The organism is Pseudomonas sp. DF5, from assembly GCF_058148225.1.
This window is the reverse complement of sequence record NZ_JBYVYM010000028.1, coordinates 72,453-96,359: the sequence shown is the minus strand read 5'-3', so window position 1 is coordinate 96,359 and position 23,907 is coordinate 72,453. Positions and strand designations below refer to the sequence as shown.

The following is a 23,907-nucleotide window of genomic DNA, read 5'->3' as shown; positions in this document are numbered from 1 at the left end:
CCAGTCAGCTCATCCAGTTGCCGCCATCGACGTTATAGGTCTGCGCCACGATGTAATCGCTTTCGGCCGATGCCAGGAAGATCGCCATGCCGACAAGGTCATCCGCCGTGCCCATGCGTCCATACGGCACTTCCTGTCCCGCCAGTTTTTTCTTTTCCCCGAGCGGCCGGTTTTCATAGCGGGCAAACAGCGCATCGACGCCGTCCCAGTGCTCACCGTCCACCACTCCCGGCGCGATGGCATTCACGTTGATGCGATGGGGAATGAGGTTGAGACCGGCCGATTGCGTGAGGCTGATTACCGCCGCCTTGGTCGCGCAATACACCGCGACCAGCGCTTCACCGCGCCGACCGGCCTGGCTGGCCATATTGATGATCTTGCCGCCGTGACCCTGGCGGATCATCTGCTTGGCTGCGGCCTGTAGCGTGAACAGGGTGCCGGAAACGTTGATCGAGAAAAGCCGTTCGTAGCTGTCGCGAGAAATCTCTGTAATCGGTGCTAAATCAAACAGCGCCGCATTGTTGATCAGAATGTCGAGCTTGCCAGCGGTGGCAATCACTGTGGTGAGGGCTGCGTCGATGGATTGCTGATCGGTCACGTCCATCTCGACTGCATAAGCGTTGGGCCCCAACGCTGTCGCGGTGGCTTGCGCGCGTTCAAGATTGATGTCGGCGATTGCGACCGTAGCGCCTTCGCGGATATAGGCTTGCGCGAAGGTTCTGCCAATCCCTCTGGCGGATCCGGTAATCAGGGCACTTTTTCCTTCTAGACGTTTCATTTTTCCATCCATTCGTAAGAGCTATAAAGACGCCCTCGTTGAGGGCATTGCAAGTCTGCGGAGAACCCTGTGGGAGCGGGGTTGCCCGCGAAGAGGCCGGAGCATTCAACATTGATGCTGCCTGACGCACTGCCTTCGTGAGCAAGCCCGCTCCCACGCGGACTACTACTTGGGATAACCGGCGCGCTTCATCTCGCGCTCGGTGCTTTGCTGCGCGGAGGCCAGGGCCTGTTCCACCGGCATCTGCCCGGTGAGCGCCGCGGACATCAGCTTGCCAACCGACGTACCAATCGCCTGGAATTCGGGAATGGTCACGTACTGGATGCCGACGTAAGGCACCGGCTGAGCCGAAGGGTGCGCCGGGTCGGCGTTCTGCATCATTTTCAGCGTGACACTGGCGAAGGGCGCCGCCTGCAAATAGGCGTCACTGTAGGTCGACATACGGGTGCCCGGCGGTACGTTGCTGATGCCATCCGTCTCGGCGACCAGTTGGATGTATTCCCTGGAGGTAGCCCAGGTCACAAAGGCTTTGGCCGCTTCCTTGTGTTTGGACGTCGCCGGGATGGCCAGCGACCAGGCGTAGAGCCAGGAGGAGCCCTTGTCGGTGATTTCTGTGGGCGCGGCGACGAAACCAACATCGTCAGCCACCTTGCTTTGGGTTTTGTCGGTGATGAAGGAGCCGGCAACGCTGGCATCGACCCAGATTGCGCATTTGCCGCTGTTGAACAGAGCCAGCGTCTCGTTGAAGCCATTGCTCGACACACCCGGCGGACCGTACTGCTTGAGGGTGTTGACGTAGAAGTTGGCGGCGGCGGTCCATTGCGGCCCGGTGAGTTGCGGCTGCCACTGCTCGTCGAACCAGCGCGCGCCAAAGGCATTGGACATGGTTGTCAGCAACGCCATGTTCTCACCCCAACCAGCCTTGCCGCGCAGGCACATGCCGTACTGTTCTTTATCCGGCTGATGCAGTTTGCCGGCGAACTCACCGAGCTGCGTCCAGGTCGGGTGCTCGGGCATGCTCAGGCCGGCGTTCTTAAACAGGTCGGTTCGGTAATAGGTGACGGTGCTTTCGCCATAGAACGGCAGGGCATAGAGCGTGTCGTTGACCGATAAACCCTGGCGAACCGAAGGAAAAATATCGTTGAGGTCATAGCTGGCGGGCAGATCTTTTATCGGTTCAAGCCAATGCTTGGCCCCCCATAAAGGTGTTTCGTAAGTGCCGATGGTGAGCACGTCGAATTGACCGCCCTGGGTCGCAATGTCGGTGGTCAGGCGCTGGCGCAACACGTTTTCTTCGAGCACCACCCAGTTGAGCTTCACGTCTGGGTGCAGTTGTTCAAATGTCTTGGACAGTCGCTGCATGCGGATCATGTCGCTGTTGTTCACGGTGGCGATGGTCACCGTTTCGCCAGCCTGGCAGAGCAGGGTAGAGGACAGGCCGGCGGACAGAAAAAGCGCTTTCGGAATGATCTTCATCGTGTTCTCCGCTCTGCGCCTTGGGCGGCAGAAGCTTTATTGTTGTTGTAACCCTTGGCGCGAGTCATAGCCGCAACGGGGTGAGCGCAGGATTGCAGCTACCCGAGCGTCAAACAAATGAACGGCATACGCGTTACTGATACTTTTTTAACCGGATACATGGAAAAAAAGCATCAGTGGCGGTCTTGCAGGGCGCTAGGCATCAGGCGTCGTTAGTGCGAGTCTCATGGGAGCGAGACTTCGACTCGTCCCAGGCTTCGCGGTACTTTGATAAAACCAACAGAAACGGAATCGCCAGGGTGATGAACCATCACGCAACCGCAGACAAGCCGCCCGCGCTTGAAGTCATTCTCAACGAGCCCCAGCACAGCTTTCGTTGGTATGAACACGACTATCCTTTCGACCTGGCGCGCTGGAACCATCATCCGGAGTTCGAGATCCACCTGATTCGCGAAGGCAGCGGTCGGCTGTTGGCCGGTGACTACATCGGCGTATTCGAGGCCGGCCATGTCGCCCTTATCGGCCCTGGCCTGCCTCATGACTGGATCAGCGATCTGGGCAAAGGGGAGGTGATCACCGGCCGTGACGTCGTATTGCAGTTCGATGGCCAGATGCTGATGCAACTGCGCGACAAGTTCCCCGAACTCAGCGAGTTGCAAAACCTGTTTCGCCTGGCGGCGCAGGGCATCGAGTTTCATGGCAATACCCGCCAGAAAGCGGCCCGACTGCTGGAAGAGATCGGCCAGTGCCAAGGCTTGCAGCGGTTGTGCCTGTTCCTGTCGTTGCTGCAACTGCTGGCATCGGCCCCGGACAGCGAGAGACAGACGCTTGCCAGCCTGCAATACGCGCCCATGCTCGACGCACTGACGGCCCAGCGCATGAGCATTGTCTTCGACTACATCCTGAACGACCTTGCCGAGGAGCTGCGCATGTCCGTCATCGCCCGGCGCCTGGACATGAACGAGCCGGCTTTCTCCAAATTCTTCAAGCGCGCCACCGGCCATACCTTCGTCGACCTGACGCGCAAACTGCGAGTCCAGCGTGCCTGTCGTTTGCTGGCACAAAGCAGTTTCAGCGTTGCCGATATCTGTTTTGAAGTGGGGTACGCCAACTTGTCGAATTTCAATCGGCACTTCCGCCATGAAATGCATGAGACACCCAGTGAGTATCGGCAGCGGTTGCAGCACGCATCTTGCGGTGGATAGCGCTTTGTGTGGCGTTGAAGTGTTAGTCTCGAAAGCAACCGGGTATTGGCGTCAGCGCATCTGGAATTATTTTCTTCCAGTTCTTGACATGCCTTTCGAACCAGTCCAGAATTGCGTCCATTCCTGATTCAGGAGCACGAAAACCCCTTAGATTTCAAAGGGTTGGAAGCTAGATTAGAATCTTGTTTCCAGATGCGAGTTTACACGTTTGGTGTTGCGGTACTGAGCATCAGATGTTTGAGGCCGAATAGCAAAATGGTTATGCAGTGGATTGCAAATCCACCTACGCCGGTTCGATTCCGACTTCGGCCTCCACTTTAAACGAGCTCCGTAGATCCATGATCTACGGAGTTTTTTTATTTCCGCAGTCCTGCAAGATTTAGTCTTGAAAAGGGGATTTGCGAACTTGCTTCACCGGGGCGGGATGTATATATTTCCCCCTCTGTTGCACAAGCGTCAGAACTGCCAGGTCGAAACTGGTCAGTCTCCAGACTGCTTTACCGCGCTACCGCCCGAATGGCGAAACTGGTAGACGCATGGGACTTAAAATCCCCCGCTCGTAAGGGCGTGCCGGTTCGATTCCGGCTTCGGGCACCATGAATATCAAGGGCTTGCATGAGGTTTCTCATACAAGCCCTTATTTCTTTGCACCGCAAAAATCTACCTCTGCTCCGCAATTCGCGACCTTCAGTCACTTCGTCGGGGTTACCTTCACGCCCTTTCGTATTTGGATGTACGACCCTGTCCGCTGTCCCGCCGTCCCTTATCCTCGTACCCTCAACGTTTCATGCTGGTCCAGTAGTCAGCGCGCACGAGGGCGGAATAGAAACACCTGTATATGCCTCGAACCTATGGCGATCGCCAGTAAGACCAACAAGATCAATAGCCAATCAGAGGCGCTTGGGTGTTGGCCAAGGATGATCATTGAGCTGAAGATGCCAAACACCGGAATCAACAGCGACAATGGCGCCACACGTGACACTGGATATTCACGCAACAGAAGGTTCCAGCCCCAGTAACTGAAGTGGGTTGCTGCGTAGACCTGAAAGGCGATTGAAAACAGCGTCATTGCGTCGAGTTGCGAAGGTAGGGCGATGAAGGGGGCGGAACCATGCAACAGCCACGTCATGAGCAAAAGCGGGAGGGGAGGAAACAGGCTGGCCCATACTACGAATGCGAAGATCTCGCGGACTTTGGATACTTTGATGACAACGTTACCGAGGCTCCATGCCATTGCACTGCCAATGACGAGTGCAAAACCAGCCTTCGACGCGTTTCCCGGACTGCATAAAACAATTCCGCCCAATCCGAAGGCTGCCAGCAGGGTTGCAACCAGTTGAGCCTGTCCCAGGCGTTCCCCGAAAAAGAGTACGCCCCAGCCCAGCGTGAAGAATGCGCTGAATTGGATCAGTAGCGACGCGGTACCGGGCGGCACCCCCCAAGCGATTCCCTGGTTGATCAAGGCCCACATGGCTACGCCAAAAATCAGGCCGTAGGCCGCCAGCCACCGGACGGCAACGCGTGGGCGTTCCACGAAAAATACCCATGGCAAAGCAGCCAGCGCGAAGCGCAACGCTGTCAACAGCAGCGGGTCAATGTCGGCAAGTCCGAGTTTGGTTACGGGAAAATTCAATCCCCAGACAGCCGTCACCAACACGGCGAGTACAAGATGTTTCTTCTGCATGGTCAATCTTCTCCCAGCGCTCAGCGGAAATGCTCGAGCCTAGAGAAATATGCAAGCAATTCATCTGGCCCGCTTTCAGTATCAGGCCAATTTTCATTAGAATCGGGCCATGCCGGAAATCACCATATCTCCTTACCAGAACACCCCGCGCGATGCTGTCGTCACCGCACGTGACTACGCAGACGGAACACTGTTCCCGCTGCACGACCATCCGCGTGGACAGTTTGCGTATGCTGCCAGTGGGGTCATCACAGTGTTTACCGATGACGGTAACTGGGTGGTTCCGCCTCATCGCGGTATCTGGATTCCGGCGCAACTCCCGCACTCCATGCAGATGCGTGGCCCTGTCACCCTTCACAACACTTATATTCGCCAACACACTGCGCAGCGACTCGGGCTACCGGGACAATGCCAGGTATTGGACGTGTCGCCGTTGTTGCGGCATTTGCTGTTGAAGGCAATCGATGTACCCGAGCTCTATTCAAGCCGAGGGCGAGACGGCCATTTGATGGCGTTGTTGCTGCATGAAATTGCCGGGATGCCTGCGCTTTCGCTCAACGCCCCATTGCCGGCGGAGCCACGTCTTGCAAGGGTGTGTCGAGAGTTTCTGGACCAGCCTTCGCTGGAGGTGGGAATCGATGATATGGCCCAACGCGCGGGAATGAGTCGCCGTACCTTTACCCGACAGTTTCGATTTCACACAGGCATCAGTTACATCGAATGGCGACAACAAGCCTGTCTGCTCGCAGCGATTGTCCGGCTGGGAAAAGGTCAGTCGGTCACACAGGTCGCAATGTTGTTGGGTTACAGCAGTTCAAGTGCATTTGCGACAGTTTTCAAGCAGTTGCTGGGAGAAGTGCCCAGTCGCTACTTCGTAGAGCAACAGGCTTAGGGCGCATGAGGCGCGGGGGCTTCTAGCCAGATTGGTCCTTAAGAATCCATATGCGCGGCAACTGTTGAAGTGTGAGAGATCGACTACATTATTTTCAACAATTCAATGCGTCGATTCGAGCCGTTATCCATTCACGGCTGTATGCAAGCACGCTAGCTGCAATCGCAGTCGGAAAATGAATAAACCCATGGGGAGAAGACGGTAACAAGTGCACCTCAACAGGTGCCGATTTCTGCCACCGATCGGCTATTTCGAGTGTGTCGTCTCTCAGGGGGTCCAATTCACCGGCAAACATGAGCGCAGGCGGGAAGTCCGTAAAGTCGCCGTACAACGGTGACAAAGGTGGCTGCCGACGTTCCTGGTCATTCAAGCCCGGCGTCAGCATGCGAAAAGCCTCAACCATCCCAGGACCGTCCAATAGCAGCGTCTCAGGGGGGGCCGCGCGAACACTTGCTGTTCCCGTCAAATCGTAGATGCCGTAATACAACAGCGCACCGCTCACCCGTTGAAGCAAGCCGGGCCATTGTTTTAGCGCCAGCAATGTTGCCGCAGCAAGATGTGCCCCTGCCGATTCACCCACGACGATAACGGGCAGATCAGCAAACTCTCCACAGTTGTCATTCAGTAGCCAGCGAGCGGCGCAAAGGCAGTCCTCCAGCAGGCCTTCAACCGGAGTCGATACAGCAAGCCGGTAATCGACGGAGACGACTGTAATGTTGCACGTATTCACCATGGCAACGTTAAAGTTGTCATTCATCTGGGCATTGCCGATTACCCATCCGCCCCCATGGAAATCAAGTACAACGCCCTTTGCCTTACCTCTCGGCCTAATGATGCGTACAGGCACTGGAACACCGCCTGGACCAACCATCTTTCTTTCAGCCTTGAGCCCATGCATGAGCAATTTACCCGCACCAGCCATTTGACTAGCGCGCAACAGCGCCTGGACCACACGGGGGGTGATGCGATTGCGAATTCGAAAGCGCGGCAACCAGGCGAGCTTTTTGTTGAAATTCCGCACTTGCACCCAATCTCGCTCGCTAGCAGGCCAAGGCGCTTTAGTACTTCCTTTGGAGTTCAACATCAGCGGTTATCCGTTCAAAGTCATGCGTCTCAGTAAGCATGCAGACAACAGGTGGGGGGATTTTTCAGAGTACAGCGACCGCTTCTGGCCCGGTTGAATCGACAGTTTAAAGCGGACGGTCACCTTGGTCTGTGTTCAGATTGAACAAACCGGGCGTTCCCCTAAATACTCCACCAATCTTACGAGATATCCATCGGGATCCTGAACGATGAATTCAATAGGCTCATTCGCAAATAAATATATTTCATATTGTTGCCGTTATCCCTTTTTCTTTGTTAGATTGCGCGCCTCAAAAATTAACCAGGGACGTGTTATGTTTTTTATTGTCTGGCAAGGATGGGGCCTTCTTTCGATTCTTGTCCCGGTGCTCTGCATGGTGCCTTTCATGGGACTCCCCAATGGGCTCGGGTTGGGGGTTGGTCTATTGGTTGGCGCGGCGGCCAACGCTTATATTGGCCATCGGCTGAATAACCAGCCGGGCAAAACCTACATTGATAAAGACAGCGGTGGCGAAGTCGTCTTTCGCAAGAAACACACGTTGTTTTATGTGCCCATGCAGTATGTGTCTGTACTGTGGGCAGTGATGGGTGTATTTGCGTTGTTGAGTGCGCACTAAACGCACTGGCTTTCGTCACATCCTTCGATGATGCATGACTGGCGAGAAGCCAGTCCTCGCAATGTTCGTTCTGGCCTATTTAATCCATGTAGCGCTAGAAAGAAAAATTCGAGGGCTCGAATCGATCGGTCGTGTCCATCCGAATACTTCGCAGGCTCACCGTTTCCAGGTGTGACGCGTATAAAGTCTCCGCAAAATAACTGATCAGGATGGAGCGACGGCGTGCGCCGATTGAGTTCAGGCTGCCCGCGTGCACTAAATCCACATCAAACACCAGGATGTCACCCGCGTAGCCTGAAAGCTGTACAGACCGGGACTCGTCATTGAAGTCGAATGGCGGCTCTCCCTGTTCAGGGCGATGGCTGCCGGGGACGATACGTGTCGCACCGTTCTCGGGGCCATAATCGTCGAAATATGCAATGGCATTCACAATGTCGCCTGGCCGCTGGGCTGACAAGTCGCGGTGCAGTTGCTGATGACCGCCACCTGCAAGCGGCTCGCGACCCTCCACTTGCGAGAGAAAGAACCGCTCTGCGATCAACTCACCCACCACCGCCAGCACCTCCGGCAGACGACACACCGCCTGTACCTTCGAATCAACGTCCAACAGTGAATGGCGCCAATCCATGCCACGCGGCACTGGCCATTGGTCCGCCGGCTTCACGCCTGCATCGAACACGGCACGAAGGTCACTCAGCCACTCGGCCGGGATCGCTCGACGAAGCAGCGCATAGCCATCTCGATGGAGTTGCTCGCGGTCAACCATGGATTCCCCTCAAGCACCGTCCCTGAGCAGCTGGCTGAACGCCTCCAGTTCACTTTTTTCCACATCGGAAACCAGCACGAAGCGCATGTGGTTGACTTGCCAGGACACCACGTTAAAGCCACGAATCGTCTGGGTCTGCCGCGGCTTGTCTGCCTCCGGCACAGGCAGGATAAACACATTGATGATGTGTTTGGCCCTCCCGTAACTCAGGGCTGCCGTGGTCTGGTGTTGCAGATAATCCAGCCGCCCGCCCAGTAATGGAAATCCCTGCGCCGAGTAATCGAATACCGGCGGCGAGAAGTCGAGTTTGCCGGTGAACCAGGGCTTCACGGTGTGACGGTCGGAGGACACCACATCGTTCAGATGCTCGCCCATCAACGAGCGGACATGGCTGGAGACAGCCTCGTCCATCAGCGGTTGCTCGCTGCCCGGCGTCATCACATAAAGCACCGCTGCCAAGGCCAGCGCCGCCGTAGAAAACGTCGGAGCGAACCATTTCCGCCAGCGCTCGACGGCGCGAGTCGCGGGAGCACCCGTGGCAAACACGCCGGCCGCTAACGATGCCGGCGCCGGGTAATATGGCGCGTGGCGCTTCACACTGACCTTCAGCAGTTTCATCTCGTCATGTAGCCGCGCGCACTCCGCGCATACGGCCAGATGCGCAGCCACATCCGTCGCCGTCGCAGGATCGAGTTCCTGATCCAGATAGCCATGCAGCCGTGTCTGGCAAACCGTGCAGTCGAGTTCATTCATGATCGTGCAACTTCAGTAATTCGAGCTTGAGCATCGCGCGCGCCCGGGCCAGCCTCGACATGACGGTGCCGATGGGGATATCGACCACCAAAGCGATCTCCTTGTAAGGCATGTCTTCGAGTTCTTTCAGCACAATCACCTCACGAAACACCGGCGGCAGGGCGTGCAGCGCTTGCTGGATCAGCACCGCGTTTTCCGTGTGAATCGCCAGCAATTCCGGGGTCTGGCTGTGGCTCAGTGCGCCTGCGTCATCGCCGATCTCGTCATCGATAGCAACCCAATGGCGCCCGGCCGAGGCTTTGAGCCAGGTGTAGCTTTCGTTGCGCACGATGGTCAGAAACCAGGCCTTGGCGTTGCCATCGGCGAAACGCTGCAAAAACCTGAAGGCACGCAAGGCGCTTTCCTGCACGACATCGCGTGCGGCGCTGTCGTTGCCGGTGATCCAGCGCGCAAGGTTGTAAGCGGCGTCCAGATGGGGCGCAATCAGGTCCTCAAATCGCTTCATAGTGGCTTCCGCACCGTCACACCCCTATAACTGTGATGCGTGGTCGTTTATTCCCCGAAAAGAATTTGTTTTCCGGCGCGGAATAAACACCCGTCCCGCAAGGTTTACCTCGTGTCAGCTACATCACTGTAGTCCGCCAGCGAGGACATACCGATGGACATTCAATCAAAACACCCATTGCGCACCGACGGCTTGCTGAACCCTGACCGCCGAACGCTGCTCAAGTGCTCGGCATGGGCCGGGGCAGGGGTCATCTGGGCCCTGAGCGGCGGCATTCCCCGGGCCTTTGCGCTGGATGAGGCAGGCAACGTCGCCGACCCCAAGGCACTGGCCAGCACGTTCCACTTCGTACAGATCAGCGACTCGCACATCGGTTTCAACAAGGAAGCCAACCCGGATCCTGCCAAGACGTTACAGGTGGCGATCGACAAGGTCATCAAGTTGCCAAAACGGCCTTCGCTGATCCTGCATACCGGGGACATCACGCACCTGTCCAAGCCCGAGGAGTTCGACACGGCGGCACAGTTGCTCAAAGGCCTGCCGTCCACCGTGCATTACGTGCCGGGTGAACACGACACCCTCGACGAGGGTGGCGGCAAGCTTTACCTGGAGCGTTACGGCAAGGGCACCAAAGGCAATGGCTGGTACAGCTTCGATGACCACGGCGTGCATTTCATCGCGCTGGTCAATGTCTTCAACTTCCAGGCCGGCCATGAAGCCACCCTTGGCGCCGATCAACTGGCCTGGCTGGCTGATGATTTACGGGCGGTGACGACCAGTACGCCCATCGTCGTGTTTACCCACATTCCGCTGTGGACGATTTATCAACCGTGGGGCTGGGGCACCGAGGATGGTGATCAGGCGATTGCGATGCTGCGCAAGTACGGTTCAGTGACGGTATTGAACGGGCACATCCATCAGGTCATCCAGAAGGTCGAAGGCAACATCACCTTCCATACCGCCCGTGGCACGGCGTATCCACAACCCGCACCGGGTGCGGCGCCGGCACCGGGGCCGATGACGGTGGCTGCCGATCAATTGCGCAACTATCTGGGGATCACCGATGTGCGAGCGACACAGGGCGATCATCCGCTGGCGCTGATTGATTCGACACTGGTCTAGGGGAGGGCGGTCAGATGAAAACGCGACTGTTGGCGGTGCTGTGCCTGATGCTGTCGATACCGGTGTGGGCTCAGGAGGTGAAGATCGATATCAAGGAGTTCATGTTTGCACCCAAGGATTTGACCGTGGCCGTGGGCACCAAAGTGACATGGGTGAATGACGACCAGATTCCCCACACGGTGGCGGAAACCCACAAGGTGTTTCGCTCGGGGGCACTGGATACGAATGACAGCTTTTCCTGGGTGTTCAATACGCCGGGAGAGTTCGAGTATTTTTGTGCGCTGCACCCGCAGATGATCGGGAAGATTGTGGTCACTCAATAAACAGAGGGTGCTGGGAGGTCAAGAGAACAAAGCCTTCGACATCAGCCGGTTCGTTGCCGGTAAATCAAGAAACGCCTGATGTTCGCGGCTCCAAGTGGCCGGCAAGGTGTGCAGTTTTTCGGCCAGTCCCGTTACGCTGAATACGGCCTCCCGCCAGACCCCGGCAGTGTCGGTTCAAATGGGCGACGACTATCGCCTGGAGGCGCTCGCCAGAAGCGGTGATACCCCTCGGGTGATCCAATGTGCGGAGGTGGCTCAGGCATCGAGAGTCACCTGGTCTGATTTGATGGATAAAGACCGGCAAGCCGCGCGATTACAACGCCAACGTAAAAGACGCCTGAGAATTCTTCGACCATCACAAGTGAGCGGGCGTGGTTGGTCAACGGGATCACATCACCGTAACCGGTGGTCGTGAGTGTTGTGAGGCTGAAATAAATCAGTTTGAAGAAAGTGCCGGGCTGTGCGAAGTCGAGGTGAGCAGGGCCGAATGAGCCAGCGCTGGATATCTCGACCAGGGCATAGATGAAGGACCAAACGAAGGCCAGCATGATGTAACCCGCAAGCGCACCATGCAGCTTGTCGGCTGTAATTGGCCCGCGCTTGAGAATATAGCGAAGCACCCCGCTAAACGAGACGGCAAGAGACGTCACGTAAGATAGCCCGGCAAGGTCAAGAATCGCGATACTCTCAGCCCACAACGCCGTCCATTGAAGGCCAACCCCAAGCAAGGCCAGACACAGTTTCAGGATGAAGCCTCTCCGAGTCTGCCTGGTGGCGAAAGCACCCACGAGCAACACAATTGAAAACAGAATGCCGAGCAATGTTCGAGCAAATATACCTTCCTCAAGAAAGGGAAACAGGAGGATCAAACCTAGTAAGAGCAGCAATAGATAAGTGCAGGGCCCTCGCCCTATTATCATCTGAGCCAAATCCTCGTCAGATTCGGCTTTATCTTGCGGATTTGCCATACCGGTTTCCCAGAGATTGAAATACCGCTCTAGACCTGGCCTGGGTTGCTAGCGTGAGGTTTTGACCTTCAGTACTTCGGTGTAAATGGCGCTGACCGTCTGACCAACCTGGAGCTTTTTCATACGGGCCTGGAGCTGCGGATCTTCGACTTTCAGGACAATTATTTTTCCTTCTGGAGGAAGCAAGGTCACTTCGTGCTTTTTCATGTTTATATGAGTGATCTTCGACGTGACCTTGACCCGGCGCACCGCCTCACCACCCGGATTAGGATTGTCCTTGGTGGCGCGGATGCTCATTGATTCGTCGCTGATGCCCGGCGCGCCGTCGACATTGCTGTCGAGCACGTAGGCGATGGAGCGAATAACGTGGATATCGACCTTGTCGCCGACTTTCAAGTTGTGCAGAGCCTTGGCTGCGTCCGTGAGCTGGATGGACACCGGGCTTTTGTTGGCGTCTTCGATGGTGACCTGATAATTCGCCGGATCCACGGCCAGCACTCGGGTAACGATGTGACCTTCCATGGCATTACTCCCCAACGGCACATCGGCTGCAAGGGCCGTAAAGCCGGCAGTGGACATGATTGAAACAAGGGAAACAACACAGGCAAGGGAGCGGATCGGTTTCATAGGTCGGCTTTCCATGTGATGGCTGAGAGAACAGCGCGATGTATCTCGGGTCAGAGCACTTCGTACACACGCCAAAGCATAGTCATTGATCGCCGATGTGCCTGATCACAGTGTCGATTGACGTGGCTCAATCGGACATGCCTCAGTCGGCTTTGTATCTTTTCACGCGTCATGTCGGCGCCAGTGACAAACGTGACTAGCGCCATTGGGCTAAAGCCGATGTATCCAATGCTTGCCACGCTTCGGAATGACAAAGTTGATCCTTCGTCAGCCAGAGTCCCGAATGTGGGCACAGGGACTCGGCGGGGAGTGCCAGCAGGTCGCTCAACTTCATCGCGCTGATTGCGCCCAGGTCTCTTTCATCCTCTGCTTCCCAGTCGCGCAGAAATAGACGCACTTTCAAGGCATCGGCATTAAAACCTTCAAACTGTGGTCGATTGTGGAGCCACTGAGGTGAATGTCTCAAGGTTCGCGCCTGGACATCCAGCAGCAAGATCTGCCATGCCAAGCGACCTCCGTGGTGATCGTCGACGTTGGTATGGAGTCGAGTCAGTGCGAGATAACGGGCATCCTCTGACCAGATCATCGAGGGCGCGAGATCGCTGATGGCGCAACCGGATGCCGTCAGCAAATACCCGCCCAGGCGGGGGCTCTCGACGCGTAGCCAACTGTCGGCGTATTCGGTTTCACAGCCGAACAACCAAGCGGCATCGTTATCCATCGGTGCTGGCTGGACGAAGTTTCCATCGGCGATTGCAGACTGTGGCTGTTCAACCAGGCGCCAATCGGGGAGGACACTCAGGCCTTGTTGGCTGACATTCAGCTCACACCACTCGTAGTAAAGCCGTGAGTCCTGTCGATGCTGGCAAAATTCAGCGGCATCGTCCGCCTCGGGTGGCGATTGATCAAAACGCTGCAATGGACTGCTTTGCCGATCCTGATCCAGGCGACCTCGAATCACCGCCACGCTCAGTCTCGGTCCACGAAAGTCCAACAGTCGTGCGACCAACAGAGGAGGGCTGTTGATCAATTGTCGTTGCTGTGCGTCGACTACCACCACATGACCTGCTGTGGCGGGCGGCAGGGTGAACGGTATCAATGCGATGTAACGTCCAGTGTCTGAAACTCGATGATCGAGCAGCCAAACGCCCGGTAACTCCCAATCCCCAATCCTGCAGGTATACCCCCCGAGCCCCAGGCTATTGTCTTGCTGCCAGCTGAATCGAGCCCGTGTATTACCCGTCAATGGTGCCGACTCGACCATCGTCGCGCCTCGCTGTCCATCACCCTCCAGCGGCACGGCCAACCGCACGCGAGTCAGATGCCGCTGCGCAACCTGCATCCGGCCGCTCGGATCATGGCCCACCTGAGACTCACAGTCGCTGTGTATGCTGTACAAGCCATAACCAAAGCGACCGCGATCAGGCTGCGGGTAGTCTAAGTAGGACGATAGCCGCAGGTAGTGGTCGTCCAGCTCCAGGGGGTCGCTCCAACCCATCGAGGGTTCGCTGTCGGCGGATCGCCACGGGCAAGGCAATGTTTGCCATTCGCGGTCTACGTGCCAGAGCCAGTATGCGAGGGGTTGCGGTTGCTCATCATCCATTCGTGCATGGCAAGCGAACGAGCGGCCATCGCGATTCCAGATGATTGAAGTATCGGCCCTGATCAGCAACGAAGTGGGCTCACCGTTGATGCTCACGCGGTATTCCGGGCTCATCAGCGGGGCGCAAGGTTGTGGCAATTCGCGCAGGCTGGCCGGCAGCATCAGAAAGGCGTCCATGTGTCGCTGACCATCGGAGGACGTATGGCGGAACGTTTTGAGCGCAAGGTTTTTTTGCCATTCACCAGGCTCGACCCAAAGGTCAACAACGGGCACCAGGCTGATTTTTTCAGCGGTCGTCAGCAGTTGCTCCAGGCTGATTTCTCGTGCGCCGTTGTCGACCAGAGGGCTGTAACGCCCCCTCAGGGTGCTGTCGTTAAAGGCATCCAGTTCCCAGAATTCATCACACGAACACTGGTAAAGCTGACGCGACTCTCGATCCAGAATCACCAACCCCCAGGCTTGGCGCGAGGGTAACGGCGCGGCGAAATAACGCCCGTCATCCGAGAATCGAGCCGACGACCCAAGGCCCTGCAGCAGCACCCCATCGGGAAACAGGTAATCGCACAGAACGGGCCCGCCCATGGCGATTTCGCTGTAGTTGAACACCCTGATGGGTTCGCCCTCGGGTGTTTGTCGCGGTTCATCCCCACCCCAGGCACTGGCGCCTGAAGACTGACCAGGCGATAGCGGTGACGACTTGGTCTGCGTGTTATCGACCAGGCCAAACCGTCTTTCCAGGTGACTGACGCAAGCCAGCCCGAAGAACATCACCGCCGCTGCCCCGGCAATGTCCCAGTACGCCGGTAAAGCCCTGCCCAGATTAAAACCCAGGCCTATTGCGGCAGAGGTCATGACCCGGGCAGCCCCTCGGCCGGTTCGTAGCCAACCGGCCCGTGCCGTCAGCCACATCAAGGCAGCACAACCCAGTACCACACCGAGCGCCCACAGCAGCGGCAATACCGCCACGAGGAAAATCGGGATCAACAGTACGGCGATTTGCCAAAGCAGATCGAGCAATAACCGAGGCAGGCTTTTTTCGTCAGCACGTTGATCGGAAGAGTGGGTCACCATTACCTCAATAATGAATGGGCGGTTTCAAACAGGCGGGTTTGCGCTGTCAGGGCGTTGTCGAAGAGCGTTGTGAAGAAGCAGGCGTGATTGTATCCGTTCGAGAATGCACGTGAAGCTGATGAGCTTGGAAAGGTTGTCATTCAGATCGCTTGATGCCCGGGAAATGTCAGCGCGCCCGACGGGCGCGCCAAGGTAGATGGCTGGTCGTTTATGACGGCTTTTTTCATTGAGCCCGTCAGGAGTAAACCGGGTAATCCACGTATCCACGCTGATCGCCACCAAAGAAGGTGCTCGGGTCCGGCGCATTGAGCGACAACCCGTCGCGAATTCGCCGTGGCAAGTCAGGGTTGGCCAGAAACGGTCTGCCGAACGCGATGATGTCCGCGCGGCCGTCGATCAAGGCCTGTTCCGCCGTCTCGGGGTCGTAGCCACCGGCGATCATCAGCACGCCGTCCCACGCTGCACGCAGTTGGCTGATGATTGCATCCCAACGCGGATCGAAGTTCTCGTCCTTGACGGTGCCGACGACGGCAGGCTCGACGAGGTGCAGATAGGCCAGATTCCACTGGTTCAACGAACGCACGATATGGCCAAACGTCGCTTGCGGCGTCTCATCACCCATGCCCATGAACCGTCCCATTGGCGTGAGGCGTACGCCCACGCGCTCTGCGCCGACTTCGTCGACAACCGCAGCAACCACTTCCAATAACAGCCGTGCACGGTTTTCCAGGCTGCCGCCGTAGCTATCCTCGCGCTGGTTACTGTTGCTGTTGATGAACTGATCCAACAGATAGCCGTTGCCGGCGTGAATTTCCACGCCATCCATCCCGGCACTCAGCGCATTGCGCGCGGCCCGGCGGTAGTCGTTGATGATGTCAGCGATCTCCGAAGTTTCCAGTGCCCGCGGAACCGGCACATCGCCCCACACACCGTTGCCATCCACGTCGACGATGAACGTTTTGCCCGGCACGGGTAATGCGCTTGGGGCCACCGGGAGGGCGTTGTCGGGCTGAAAGCTTGGGTGCGACACGCGGCCCACGTGCCAGAGTTGCATGAAGATCAAACCGCCGGCCTCGTGCACCTGGCTGCTGACTTCGCGCCAGGCCTGTACCTGCTCATCGCTGTAGATTCCCGGGGTCCAGGCATAGCCCTGGCCCTGTCGGGAGATTTGCGTCGCCTCGGTGATGATCAATGCGGCGCTCGCACGCTGACGGTAATACTCGGCGTTCATGGCCGTCGGGACATCGCCCGGTTGCCCGGCACGAGAGCGTGTCAGCGGCGCCATCGCCACTCGGTGCGGGAGTGTGTATGGCCCCAATGCGATGGGTTGGAACAGTTGCTGCGTCATAGAATTTCTCCAGGTTTCGAAAAGAGGGATCAGGGCGGCGATGGACGTTCGGCCAGGCACCGTATGGCTGTAAGTTAATCCGCTGCATGCCGCTTGATAATCCGCATCAGCCTCTACGCTGCATTGCGTGAAACGCAACGCTGCGCAGGGTCAGGACGGCTGCTCTGAGCGGGTCAAAGGAAGGTTCAGCCAGCGTCGGCCGGTAGCGTTTGCCACGGCATTGCCGAGGGCGGCGGCCATCGGTCCCTGGACGATTTCGGCGGCGCCGAGAAACGGCTGTCCCGGTTGGTCGAGCAGGTGAACGTCGACCTTTTTCGGCACCTGCGAAAAGCGCAGGATCGGGTAGCCACTCCAGTCGTAGCTGCGTATGCCCCCGGCGTCGTAGGCGACTTTTTCATACAGCGTCCAACTGGTGGACTGCACGATCCCGCCTTCCACCTGGTTGCGCAGGCCATCGGGATTGACGATTTGCCCGACGTCTACCGCCGTGACGACGTGATCGACCTGCACCTCGCCGGTCTGCGGATGTACGCGCAAGCGCACCGCGATCGCGCAATAGCCCATGATGTTTTTGTAGCGGGCAAACGCGAAGCCGATGCCCGCGCCGGGTTCGCTGTTTTTTTGCGACCAGCCGATGGCGTCGCGCACGCGCTCCACCACGGCCCGCGCCCGGGGATCCGCCAGATGGGCAAGGCGCAAGGCAACCGGATCGCTCCCGGCCCTGGCGGCAAGCTCATCGATGCACGCCTCGATAGCGAAGACGTTGATGTGCGCGCCCAACGAGCGCATGGCAGAGGTGCGAAACGGCATCTCGGTGACGAAGTTCATGTTGATGCGCGTGGATGCCAGCGTGTACAGCGGCACGGCATTGCGATCGCCGTCGCCTTCGGGTTGAGCGATGGGCACTGAAGGCGCAGAGGTGAACGGTCGGGCCAGCAGTCGCGCCGGCAGCAACCGGCCCGCGTTGACGATGCGTTCGTTATGCGGCGTGGTCCACAGTTCATAGTTCCAGTCCTGCAGTCGACCTTGCGCATCAAGATTGGCCTGCACTTCAGTCACCATCGCCGAGCTGTAGGGTTCCCAGAGATTTTCCTGCTCGCGCATCCACTGCACCCGCACCGGCGTGCCCGGTATTCGCATGGCAATCAACGCGGCGTCGGCCGCTGCATCGTCTGCGCCGTTGTGGCCGTAACAACCGGACCCTTCGGTGTGGATACAGCGAACGCGGTCGGGAGGTAGCCGCAGCATTTCGGCGATCCCGGCGCGCAGCGGATACACGCCTTGGGTGTGGGTCCAGACGGTGAGGGTGCCGTCCTTGAACCAGGCCACTGCGCAGGATGGGCCGATGGAACCGTGCATCAGGTATTGCTTGGTCACGCGCGCTCGATAGCGGTTGTCGGTCGCTTCCTGTGGTGTGCCCTCGTGGCTGATCGGGTAGCGGCGTGAAGGCAGGCGCTCGAGCAATGTGTGGATGTCCCGTGACTCGGGTATCGCCTGTCCGCCGCTCCAGTGCGCCGATTCATATCCGCGGCGCATGGCCTTGATCGCTTGCCATTCATCACGCGCCACCACGGCAAGGTAATTGCCGTCGCGAATCACCTGCACAACCCCGGACAACGTTTTGATCGACTCCGCGTCGAAGGCTTCCAGCGTGCAACCGGGACGAGGAGGGCGAATGACCCGAGCGTGCAGCATGCCCGGCAGACGAATGTCCTGAACAAATGCAGGGCCGCCGCTGACTTTTGCCGGAATATCCAGCCGTTGCAGCGAATGCCCGATCAGCTTGAAGCCCGTCGCGGGCATTGCCGGCGATTCGGACTTGGCATAGAGGTGCAGATCGACGTTTTTGACGGCGTCAGCGTAGGACATTCGTTGTCCGGCAGGGCCGTGAATGACGCCTTCCTGCGTCGTCAACAGTGGCGGCGCCACCTCCCAGCTGCGCCCGGCCGACTGCAGCAATAACTCACGCACCTGCGCCGCCGCGTTGAACAACGCGGTGCCGCTGTCGAAAATGCTGTGGCTGCCGGCGGTGTAGCCTTCGTTGGGCGTCAGGGCAGTGTCGGCCGTCAGCAGGTTGATCGCCGTCGGCGAAACCTCCAGACGTTCGGCGGCAATTTGCAGCAAGGCTGTTTTGACGCCAGTGCCCAATTCGACCTTGCCGGTGTAGACGGTGATGCCTTCAGGGCCCACGCGGATCCACGCATCGAGGTAGGGATTGGTGCGCAGGCTGCCGGGCAGATCAGGCGCCAGCACCACCGTGCCGAGCGTATCCACTTCGGTGTCGGCCCATGCACGACGCGCCGCCGGCACCAGGGTAAACGCCACCAGCAAGGCGCCTCCACGCAAGAAAGCCCGGCGACTGTGGTCGACTTTTTTCTCCACGGTCATGTCGCGCTCCCGTTTTGCCCGGCCACCAGGCTGATTGCCTCGATAATCCGCAGGTGGGTGCCGCAACGACACAGGTTGCCTGCCATGTGCTCGCGAATGGTCTGCTCGTCCGGGTGCGGATTGTTCTCCAGCAATGACTGCGCGCGCATCAGCATGCCGGCGATGCAGTAGCCGCATTGGGCCGCCTGTTTATCGATAAAGGCTTTTTGCAAAGGACCGGGACGTTCGGCGGTTCCGAGGCTTTCAACCGTTCGAACCTTCTTGCCTTCAAGGCCCGCGCAGGGCGTCACGCAAGAAAAAACCGGTTTGTCATCGACGATGACCGTACAGGCGCCGCACTGGCCCAAACCACACCCGTACTTGGCGCCGTTCAGCCCCAAATGATTGCGCAGCGCATAGAGCAGCGGCATGTCAGGTTCCAGCTCCAAGGCTTGGGCCGAGCCGTTGACGTTGAGCGTGACTTGGGTCATTTCGTCTCCTGACGGATCGCTTCAATAGTGGAAGAAAGCTCTGTCCAGGGTTGGTCAGGTCTGGCTTGCTGGCGCAGGTATGACGCCAGGGCGGTGAGTTGTATGTTGTCCAGGTTGGCGGAAAACGGCGGCATGACCGGTCCGGGCACGCCCGGAGTTGCCGGCACACCTTCGAGCACGGTTTTCAGGAAATTGCGTGCGCTTGGGGCTTGCAGTGCCGAGGTGCGATCCAGCGCCGGACGCCCGTCGATCTCGCGCATCGGCGCCGCAGGGGCATGACAACCGGCGCAGGCACTGGCGAACAGCAGGGCGCCGCTGGTCTGGTCCAAGGTCTCAACGTTCCCGGCGCCGGGTTGGATTTCGGTGATCGCAGCCTTGGTTTGCAGGCTCAGTAAATACTCGGCAATCGCCTCTGCGTCACTGACCGGCAAGCGAGCCAGACTGAGGCTGACCGGGCGCATCGGGCCTGCGGCTGTGCCGTGCCCATCCACCACTTCTGCCTGTAGATAGTGGACCAACTGCTCAGTGCTCCACGGATTTGCGCGATGGGCCATGCCAAGCAGCGAAGGCGCCTCCCAGCCATCCACCTCACCGCCCGCAAGGCTTGCGCCAGACTTCTCGGCACCGATCAGGTTCAACGGTGAATGGCAGCCCGCGCAGTGGCCGGGGCCTTCAACCAGATAACGCCCGCGATTCCACGCCTCGGATTGCTGCGCCACAGGTGTCAGCGGCTTTGCATGCAGGAACAGCAGATTCCAGAACGACACCAGTGGCCGGAGGTTCATCGGGAAATTCATGTGGTTTTGCATGGCCGGTGAGTTCACGGCAGGGCCGCTCATCAAGTACGCATACGCGTCGGCAATGTCGCCTTCGCTCATGCGCCGGTAGTGCACGTACGGGAAGGCGGGGTACAGGAAGTGGCCATCGCGGGCGATCCCTTCACGCATCGCCCGCTCGAACGCCGGCAGTGACCATTGGCCGATACCGGTTTGCGGATCGGGTGTGATGTTGGTGCTGTAGAGCGTACCGAACGGCGTCACCAGCGGCAGCCCGCCCGCCATGTATTGACCGCCCGGACGTGTATGGCACACCGCACAATCGCCTGCTTCGACCACCCGCGCACCGCGCTGCCATTGCGCGGCATCGAACGTTCGCGGGGGCTCAATCGGTGCTATCGCCGGACGCCACATCAGTAACGCCGCGCCGATTGCGCCTATCGAAGCGAGGACGGCCGCGATGATCCAGAGGGGGCTGGATCTCAGGAAGTTGCCCTTCATGAGGATTTGCAACGCGAGAGACACGCAGTGCGCATCGAGGATGGATTCGGGGTCATGAACAGCTCCTTGAGCAACCGGGGAAGGGCGCTGATGGAGAGCCCTGCGCCAAGTGCCCAAGGGTAGAGAAGGCGCAAGCGCCGGAGTATTGCCAGGTCGCGCAATAGCGCTTTGCGCCAACAGCAACGCCGGGGTCGTTGCGGATGGCGCATCACTCCATTGCCGGGGGCACGGATTCTCTGCATCGACCCGTGCCCTTAGCCTTGGCATCACTTTCCCGAACTCAACGAGGTGTCATCATGCTCACGGGTAACCCCGCAGCAGCGGCCAAGGCCGAACAGCCTGCTTCACTCTCCGGCCTGATGGTCGCGTTCCTGGCATTTTGCTGCGGCGCGGTCGTGGCCAACCTCTATTACGCCCAGCCGATTGTCGAATTGATCGCGCCGCAGATCGGCCTGTCCAGCGCCAATGCCAGCCTGATCGTTTCACTCACACAGTTTGGTTATGCGCTGGGTCTGCTGTTGCTGGTGCCGCTGGCCGACCTGATGGAAAACCGGCGCCTGGTCGTGGGTTTCACCCTCGCGGCGAGCGTTACGCTGTTGTGTGCCGGGCTGACGCACTCGCCGTCGATGTTCCTCGTGTTTTCCTTGCTGATCGGCCTTACTTCGGTTGCGGTGCAGATTCTGGTGCCACTGGCGGCGCACCTGGCGCCCGAAGCCACACGCGGTCGTGTGGTGGGAAATATCATGAGCGGGCTGCTGCTGGGCATTCTGTTGTCGCGTCCGCTGTCCAGCCTGCTGGTGGAAGTGTTCGGCTGGCGCGGGGTGTTTTACAGCGCGGCGGCACTGATGGCCGTCATCGCCCTGATCACCGCGGCTGCGCTGCCGCGCCGTGTGCCGACGCATCAGGCGACTTATGCCGCGCTGATCGGCTCGGTGTTTACCCTGGCTCGTCGCCATCCGGTGCTGCGTCAACGTTCGTTGTATCAGGGGTTATTGTTCGCCAGCTTCAGCCTGTTCTGGACGCTTGCACCGATTGAGCTGATGCGTCACCACGGTTTCAGCCAGGCGCAGGTGGCGATTTTTGCCCTGGTCGGAGCGGTAGGTGCAGTCGCTGCGCCGATTGCCGGGCGCTTGGCCGATGCCGGCCACGGCCACCGCGGAACACGGGTCGCACTGCTGCTGGCACCGGCTTCATTGTTGATCGCTGCGCTGCCCGGCAGCAGCTACCTGTGGCTGGTGGTGTGTGCGGTGCTGCTGGATTTCGCCGTGCAACTGAACATGGTGCTGGGCCAGCGCGAGGTGTACGCCATCGACCCGCACAGCCGGGCACGACTCAACGCCGTGTACATGACCAGTATCTTCGTTGGCGGTGCCTTGGGATCGCTGGTGGCGAGCCCGCTCTACGAGCACTTCGGCTGGAACCTGTCTGCCGCGTCGGTGGCATTGCTCCCGACCCTGGCTTTGGTGATGTTCCTCGGCCGCAAGGCCAATGCCTGAGCGCCAGACGCCGGGGAATCCGGTGAAGCACCGTCATACAAGACGGTTGGCGAACGGTGATGCACAATCACCACCGTTCCCTTTTGACCGGATTCCGCTTATGGACAAGTTGCTGGCACTGAAGATGTTTGTTGAAACCGTGCGTTGCGGCGGTTATTCCTCTGCGGCGCGCAAGCTCGGCATCTCGACGTCTTCGGTCACTCGCCAGGTGGCGGGGCTGGAAAACGAGCTGGGCGCCAGCCTGCTCAACCGCACGACACGCAACACCAGCGTGACCGTCGCCGGGCAAACCTATTTCGAAAAGGCTGTGGCGATTCTTGACGCCATCGACGAAGCCGATGCCGTGGTTGCCGACCGTGGCAGCGAGGCGCAAGGACGCCTGCGGATCAGCGTGCCCGTCGAGTTTGGTCGGCGGATCATCGCGCCGCATCTGGGCCGATTGCTCGAGCGCCATCCGGGACTGGAAATAAGTGTGTCGTTGAGCGATCAGGTCAGTGACCTGCTGAGCGAACAGATCGACGTGTCGGTGCGTCTCGGATCGTCGGTGGTCAGTGAAGACATCGTCAGTAAACGGGTAGGGGCCTTCCAGCGCTGGGTGGTGGCCAGCCCGGATTACCTGAGCCGCCACACGGCGCCGTGTCATCCTCGCGACTTGCTCGAGCACCAATGCCTGCGCTTTGATTACGCTGGTTCGCACCAGTGCTGGACGTTCCAGGGCGACAAGGAAGCCATCCAGCTCAATGTGCACGGCCGCCTGCAAAGCAACAACGCCGACATCCTGCGCGAAGCGGCAATCGCCGGCGGCGGGGTGACCCTGCTGGCCGACTGGCTGGTGCGCGACGATGTCGCCGCAGGCCGGCTGACGCGATTGCTGGAACACTACGAAGTCAATCCCGGCAGTGCGAGCAGCTGCATCAACGCGCTGTACTTGCCCAACCACCGGGGATCCAGCCGGATCAATGTGTTTATCGATTTTCTAGAGGAAATTCTCACGCCTGGCGTGTCAGCTATACAAATGGCTGGCCAGTAAAGCCACGCGGTAGCCGTTGCAGTCCGGGCATCTCGATCAGCCGTTGTACCCAGGATGCGCGCCAGTCATTGGCAGCATGGGTGGCTTTGGCTTTGCGTGCGGCCCGACGTGCGGCGTTGCGTTCGGCTTTGCGTGCTTCCTTGTACGCATCGGTGTTGCGGCAGCTTCTGCATTTCACCCGGTTCAATATGCTGCTGGAAGTCAGGTTGCTGCCTTTGTGCCCGCAGGCCAGGTGCCCGCCGACTTTGAAGTGAGTGACCATGGGACATACTCCTTCGTGATGTGTAAGCGTTCGACATCTAGCGGGTGAGGGCGTTCGTTCGCGTTACGGCAGGCAAAAAAATGGCCCGCATGCGGGCGGGCCAGGGGATGTTTTCAAAGGAGCAAGTGAACTGTAGGAGTTCGGTTGTGAAGACGGTGTGAAA

22 protein-coding genes, 2 tRNA genes and 1 pseudogene are annotated in these 23,907 nt (G+C 58.7%); 9 read left to right on the top strand and 16 right to left on the bottom strand.

What is annotated here, in order from left to right:
• Positions 1-4: 4 nt before the first annotated feature.
• Both AC30D7_RS23345 and AC30D7_RS23340 read right to left on the bottom strand, forming a co-directional pair.
• On the bottom strand, positions 5-778 hold the full coding sequence (locus tag AC30D7_RS23345; protein WP_490135646.1) for an L-iditol 2-dehydrogenase: 774 nt from the start codon (positions 776-778) through the stop codon (positions 5-7).
• Positions 779-943: 165 nt separating this feature from the next.
• A complete protein-coding gene (locus AC30D7_RS23340; protein WP_490135645.1) occupies positions 944-2,254 on the bottom strand; it encodes an ABC transporter substrate-binding protein in 1,311 nt (436 codons plus the stop codon).
• Positions 2,255-2,556: 302 nt separating this feature from the next.
• On the opposite strand from AC30D7_RS23340, the gene AC30D7_RS23335 reads away from it, so the two are divergent.
• From AC30D7_RS23335 to AC30D7_RS23325, 3 genes are all read left to right on the top strand, one after another.
• A complete protein-coding gene (locus tag AC30D7_RS23335) occupies positions 2,557-3,459 on the top strand; it encodes a helix-turn-helix domain-containing protein (RefSeq protein ID WP_490135644.1) in 903 nt (300 codons plus the stop codon).
• Between the two features lie 241 nt (positions 3,460-3,700).
• Positions 3,701-3,774 (top strand) — tRNA-Cys (locus AC30D7_RS23330).
• A 195-nt stretch (positions 3,775-3,969) separates the two neighbouring features.
• Positions 3,970-4,056 (top strand) — tRNA-Leu (locus AC30D7_RS23325).
• Between the two features lie 205 nt (positions 4,057-4,261).
• On the opposite strand, the gene AC30D7_RS23320 is transcribed toward AC30D7_RS23325, so the two are convergent.
• The gene (locus AC30D7_RS23320; RefSeq protein ID WP_490135643.1) at positions 4,262-5,143 is read right to left on the bottom strand and encodes an EamA family transporter; all 882 of its coding nucleotides are present in this window, start codon (positions 5,141-5,143) and stop codon (positions 4,262-4,264) included.
• Between the two features lie 109 nt (positions 5,144-5,252).
• Here AC30D7_RS23320 and AC30D7_RS23315 point away from each other — a divergent pair, with 109 nt between their 5' ends.
• Complete coding sequence (locus tag AC30D7_RS23315) at positions 5,253-6,035, top strand: AraC family transcriptional regulator (protein WP_490135642.1); 783 nt, start codon at positions 5,253-5,255, stop codon at positions 6,033-6,035.
• Positions 6,036-6,129: 94 nt separating this feature from the next.
• Here the strand turns inward: AC30D7_RS23315 and AC30D7_RS23310 are convergent, their stop codons facing one another.
• On the bottom strand, positions 6,130-7,119 hold the full coding sequence (locus tag AC30D7_RS23310; RefSeq protein ID WP_490135641.1) for an alpha/beta hydrolase fold domain-containing protein: 990 nt from the start codon (positions 7,117-7,119) through the stop codon (positions 6,130-6,132).
• 135 nt (positions 7,120-7,254) lie between these two features.
• A pseudogene (locus AC30D7_RS23305) lies at positions 7,255-7,335 on the bottom strand (VOC family protein); the annotation flags it as partial.
• A gap of 97 nt (positions 7,336-7,432) precedes the next feature.
• Between AC30D7_RS23305 and AC30D7_RS23300 the strand changes: the two are divergent.
• Entirely contained in the window at positions 7,433-7,735 is a 303-nt protein-coding gene (locus AC30D7_RS23300) for a hypothetical protein (protein ID WP_490135640.1), read from the top strand.
• 94 nt (positions 7,736-7,829) lie between these two features.
• Here the strand turns inward: AC30D7_RS23300 and AC30D7_RS23295 are convergent, their stop codons facing one another.
• From AC30D7_RS23295 to AC30D7_RS23285, 3 genes are read right to left on the bottom strand one after another with little or no spacing between them, the layout of a single operon-like run.
• Positions 7,830-8,501 carry a phytanoyl-CoA dioxygenase family protein gene (locus AC30D7_RS23295; RefSeq protein WP_490135639.1) on the bottom strand — a complete coding sequence of 224 codons (672 nt, stop codon included), beginning with the start codon at positions 8,499-8,501 and terminating at the stop codon, positions 7,830-7,832.
• 9 nt (positions 8,502-8,510) lie between these two features.
• On the bottom strand, positions 8,511-9,254 hold the full coding sequence (locus tag AC30D7_RS23290) for an anti-sigma factor family protein (protein WP_490135638.1): 744 nt from the start codon (positions 9,252-9,254) through the stop codon (positions 8,511-8,513).
• Complete coding sequence (locus AC30D7_RS23285; RefSeq protein ID WP_490135637.1) at positions 9,247-9,759, bottom strand: sigma-70 family RNA polymerase sigma factor; 513 nt, start codon at positions 9,757-9,759, stop codon at positions 9,247-9,249. The genes AC30D7_RS23290 and AC30D7_RS23285 overlap by 8 nt, the downstream gene beginning before the upstream one ends.
• A 153-nt stretch (positions 9,760-9,912) precedes the next feature.
• Here AC30D7_RS23285 and AC30D7_RS23280 point away from each other — a divergent pair, with 153 nt between their 5' ends.
• A complete protein-coding gene (locus AC30D7_RS23280; RefSeq protein ID WP_490135636.1) occupies positions 9,913-10,881 on the top strand; it encodes a metallophosphoesterase family protein in 969 nt (322 codons plus the stop codon).
• A gap of 14 nt (positions 10,882-10,895) precedes the next feature.
• Complete coding sequence (locus tag AC30D7_RS23275; RefSeq protein WP_490135635.1) at positions 10,896-11,204, top strand: cupredoxin domain-containing protein; 309 nt, start codon at positions 10,896-10,898, stop codon at positions 11,202-11,204.
• 269 nt (positions 11,205-11,473) lie between these two features.
• Here the strand turns inward: AC30D7_RS23275 and AC30D7_RS23270 are convergent, their stop codons facing one another.
• The 7 genes from AC30D7_RS23270 to AC30D7_RS23240 all read right to left on the bottom strand — a co-directional run bounded on the left by AC30D7_RS23270 (position 11,474) and on the right by AC30D7_RS23240 (position 20,980).
• Complete coding sequence (locus AC30D7_RS23270) at positions 11,474-12,172, bottom strand: ion channel (RefSeq protein WP_490135634.1); 699 nt, start codon at positions 12,170-12,172, stop codon at positions 11,474-11,476.
• 48 nt (positions 12,173-12,220) lie between these two features.
• A complete protein-coding gene (locus AC30D7_RS23265; protein WP_490135633.1) occupies positions 12,221-12,799 on the bottom strand; it encodes a hypothetical protein in 579 nt (192 codons plus the stop codon).
• 196 nt (positions 12,800-12,995) lie between these two features.
• Positions 12,996-15,473: a hypothetical protein gene (locus AC30D7_RS23260; RefSeq protein WP_490135632.1), complete on the bottom strand. Its 2,478-nt coding sequence runs from the start codon at positions 15,471-15,473 to the stop codon at positions 12,996-12,998.
• A 235-nt stretch (positions 15,474-15,708) separates the two neighbouring features.
• Positions 15,709-16,821, bottom strand: coding sequence for an alkene reductase (locus AC30D7_RS23255; RefSeq protein ID WP_490135631.1), 1,113 nt, complete (start codon positions 16,819-16,821; stop codon positions 15,709-15,711).
• 150 nt (positions 16,822-16,971) lie between these two features.
• Positions 16,972-19,209, bottom strand: coding sequence for a xanthine dehydrogenase family protein molybdopterin-binding subunit (locus tag AC30D7_RS23250; protein WP_490135630.1), 2,238 nt, complete (start codon positions 19,207-19,209; stop codon positions 16,972-16,974).
• Positions 19,206-19,679 carry a (2Fe-2S)-binding protein gene (locus tag AC30D7_RS23245; protein WP_490135629.1) on the bottom strand — a complete coding sequence of 158 codons (474 nt, stop codon included), beginning with the start codon at positions 19,677-19,679 and terminating at the stop codon, positions 19,206-19,208. Before AC30D7_RS23245 ends, AC30D7_RS23250 begins: the two co-directional genes overlap by 4 nt.
• Positions 19,676-20,980 (bottom strand): c-type cytochrome, encoded by a 1,305-nt coding sequence (locus tag AC30D7_RS23240; RefSeq protein WP_490135628.1) that lies wholly within the window; start codon positions 20,978-20,980, stop codon positions 19,676-19,678. The genes AC30D7_RS23245 and AC30D7_RS23240 overlap by 4 nt, the downstream gene beginning before the upstream one ends.
• Positions 20,981-21,252: 272 nt before the next feature.
• Here AC30D7_RS23240 and AC30D7_RS23235 point away from each other — a divergent pair, with 272 nt between their 5' ends.
• Both AC30D7_RS23235 and AC30D7_RS23230 read left to right on the top strand, forming a co-directional pair.
• Complete coding sequence (locus AC30D7_RS23235) at positions 21,253-22,452, top strand: MFS transporter (protein ID WP_086945554.1); 1,200 nt, start codon at positions 21,253-21,255, stop codon at positions 22,450-22,452.
• Positions 22,453-22,552: 100 nt separating this feature from the next.
• Positions 22,553-23,482 (top strand): LysR family transcriptional regulator, encoded by a 930-nt coding sequence (locus AC30D7_RS23230; RefSeq protein WP_490135627.1) that lies wholly within the window; start codon positions 22,553-22,555, stop codon positions 23,480-23,482.
• On the opposite strand, the gene AC30D7_RS23225 is transcribed toward AC30D7_RS23230, so the two are convergent.
• Positions 23,460-23,744, bottom strand: coding sequence for a hypothetical protein (locus AC30D7_RS23225; protein ID WP_019578779.1), 285 nt, complete (start codon positions 23,742-23,744; stop codon positions 23,460-23,462). The two genes, AC30D7_RS23230 and AC30D7_RS23225, sit on opposite strands and share 23 nt — an antisense overlap.
• Positions 23,745-23,907 lie beyond the last annotated feature (163 nt).

What these genes read in the sequence shown, in the direction of transcription:
- AC30D7_RS23345 (WP_490135646.1), bottom strand. Translation starts at nt 778, where the DNA reads ATGAAACGTCTAGAAGGAAAAAGTGCCCTGATTACCGGATCCGCCAGA.
- AC30D7_RS23340 (WP_490135645.1), bottom strand. Translation starts at nt 2,254, where the DNA reads ATGAAGATCATTCCGAAAGCGCTTTTTCTGTCCGCCGGCCTGTCCTCT.
- AC30D7_RS23335 (WP_490135644.1), top strand. Translation starts at nt 2,557, where the DNA reads ATGAACCATCACGCAACCGCAGACAAGCCGCCCGCGCTTGAAGTCATT.
- AC30D7_RS23320 (WP_490135643.1), bottom strand. Translation starts at nt 5,143, where the DNA reads ATGCAGAAGAAACATCTTGTACTCGCCGTGTTGGTGACGGCTGTCTGG.
- AC30D7_RS23315 (WP_490135642.1), top strand. Translation starts at nt 5,253, where the DNA reads ATGCCGGAAATCACCATATCTCCTTACCAGAACACCCCGCGCGATGCT.
- AC30D7_RS23310 (WP_490135641.1), bottom strand. Translation starts at nt 7,119, where the DNA reads ATGTTGAACTCCAAAGGAAGTACTAAAGCGCCTTGGCCTGCTAGCGAG.
- AC30D7_RS23300 (WP_490135640.1), top strand. Translation starts at nt 7,433, where the DNA reads ATGTTTTTTATTGTCTGGCAAGGATGGGGCCTTCTTTCGATTCTTGTC.
- AC30D7_RS23295 (WP_490135639.1), bottom strand. Translation starts at nt 8,501, where the DNA reads ATGGTTGACCGCGAGCAACTCCATCGAGATGGCTATGCGCTGCTTCGT.
- AC30D7_RS23290 (WP_490135638.1), bottom strand. Translation starts at nt 9,254, where the DNA reads ATGAATGAACTCGACTGCACGGTTTGCCAGACACGGCTGCATGGCTAT.
- AC30D7_RS23285 (WP_490135637.1), bottom strand. Translation starts at nt 9,759, where the DNA reads ATGAAGCGATTTGAGGACCTGATTGCGCCCCATCTGGACGCCGCTTAC.
- AC30D7_RS23280 (WP_490135636.1), top strand. Translation starts at nt 9,913, where the DNA reads ATGGACATTCAATCAAAACACCCATTGCGCACCGACGGCTTGCTGAAC.
- AC30D7_RS23275 (WP_490135635.1), top strand. Translation starts at nt 10,896, where the DNA reads ATGAAAACGCGACTGTTGGCGGTGCTGTGCCTGATGCTGTCGATACCG.
- AC30D7_RS23270 (WP_490135634.1), bottom strand. Translation starts at nt 12,172, where the DNA reads ATGGCAAATCCGCAAGATAAAGCCGAATCTGACGAGGATTTGGCTCAG.
- AC30D7_RS23265 (WP_490135633.1), bottom strand. Translation starts at nt 12,799, where the DNA reads ATGAAACCGATCCGCTCCCTTGCCTGTGTTGTTTCCCTTGTTTCAATC.
- AC30D7_RS23260 (WP_490135632.1), bottom strand. Translation starts at nt 15,473, where the DNA reads ATGGTGACCCACTCTTCCGATCAACGTGCTGACGAAAAAAGCCTGCCT.
- AC30D7_RS23255 (WP_490135631.1), bottom strand. Translation starts at nt 16,821, where the DNA reads ATGACGCAGCAACTGTTCCAACCCATCGCATTGGGGCCATACACACTC.
- AC30D7_RS23250 (WP_490135630.1), bottom strand. Translation starts at nt 19,209, where the DNA reads ATGACCGTGGAGAAAAAAGTCGACCACAGTCGCCGGGCTTTCTTGCGT.
- AC30D7_RS23245 (WP_490135629.1), bottom strand. Translation starts at nt 19,679, where the DNA reads ATGACCCAAGTCACGCTCAACGTCAACGGCTCGGCCCAAGCCTTGGAG.
- AC30D7_RS23235 (WP_086945554.1), top strand. Translation starts at nt 21,253, where the DNA reads ATGCTCACGGGTAACCCCGCAGCAGCGGCCAAGGCCGAACAGCCTGCT.
- AC30D7_RS23230 (WP_490135627.1), top strand. Translation starts at nt 22,553, where the DNA reads ATGGACAAGTTGCTGGCACTGAAGATGTTTGTTGAAACCGTGCGTTGC.
- AC30D7_RS23225 (WP_019578779.1), bottom strand. Translation starts at nt 23,744, where the DNA reads ATGGTCACTCACTTCAAAGTCGGCGGGCACCTGGCCTGCGGGCACAAA.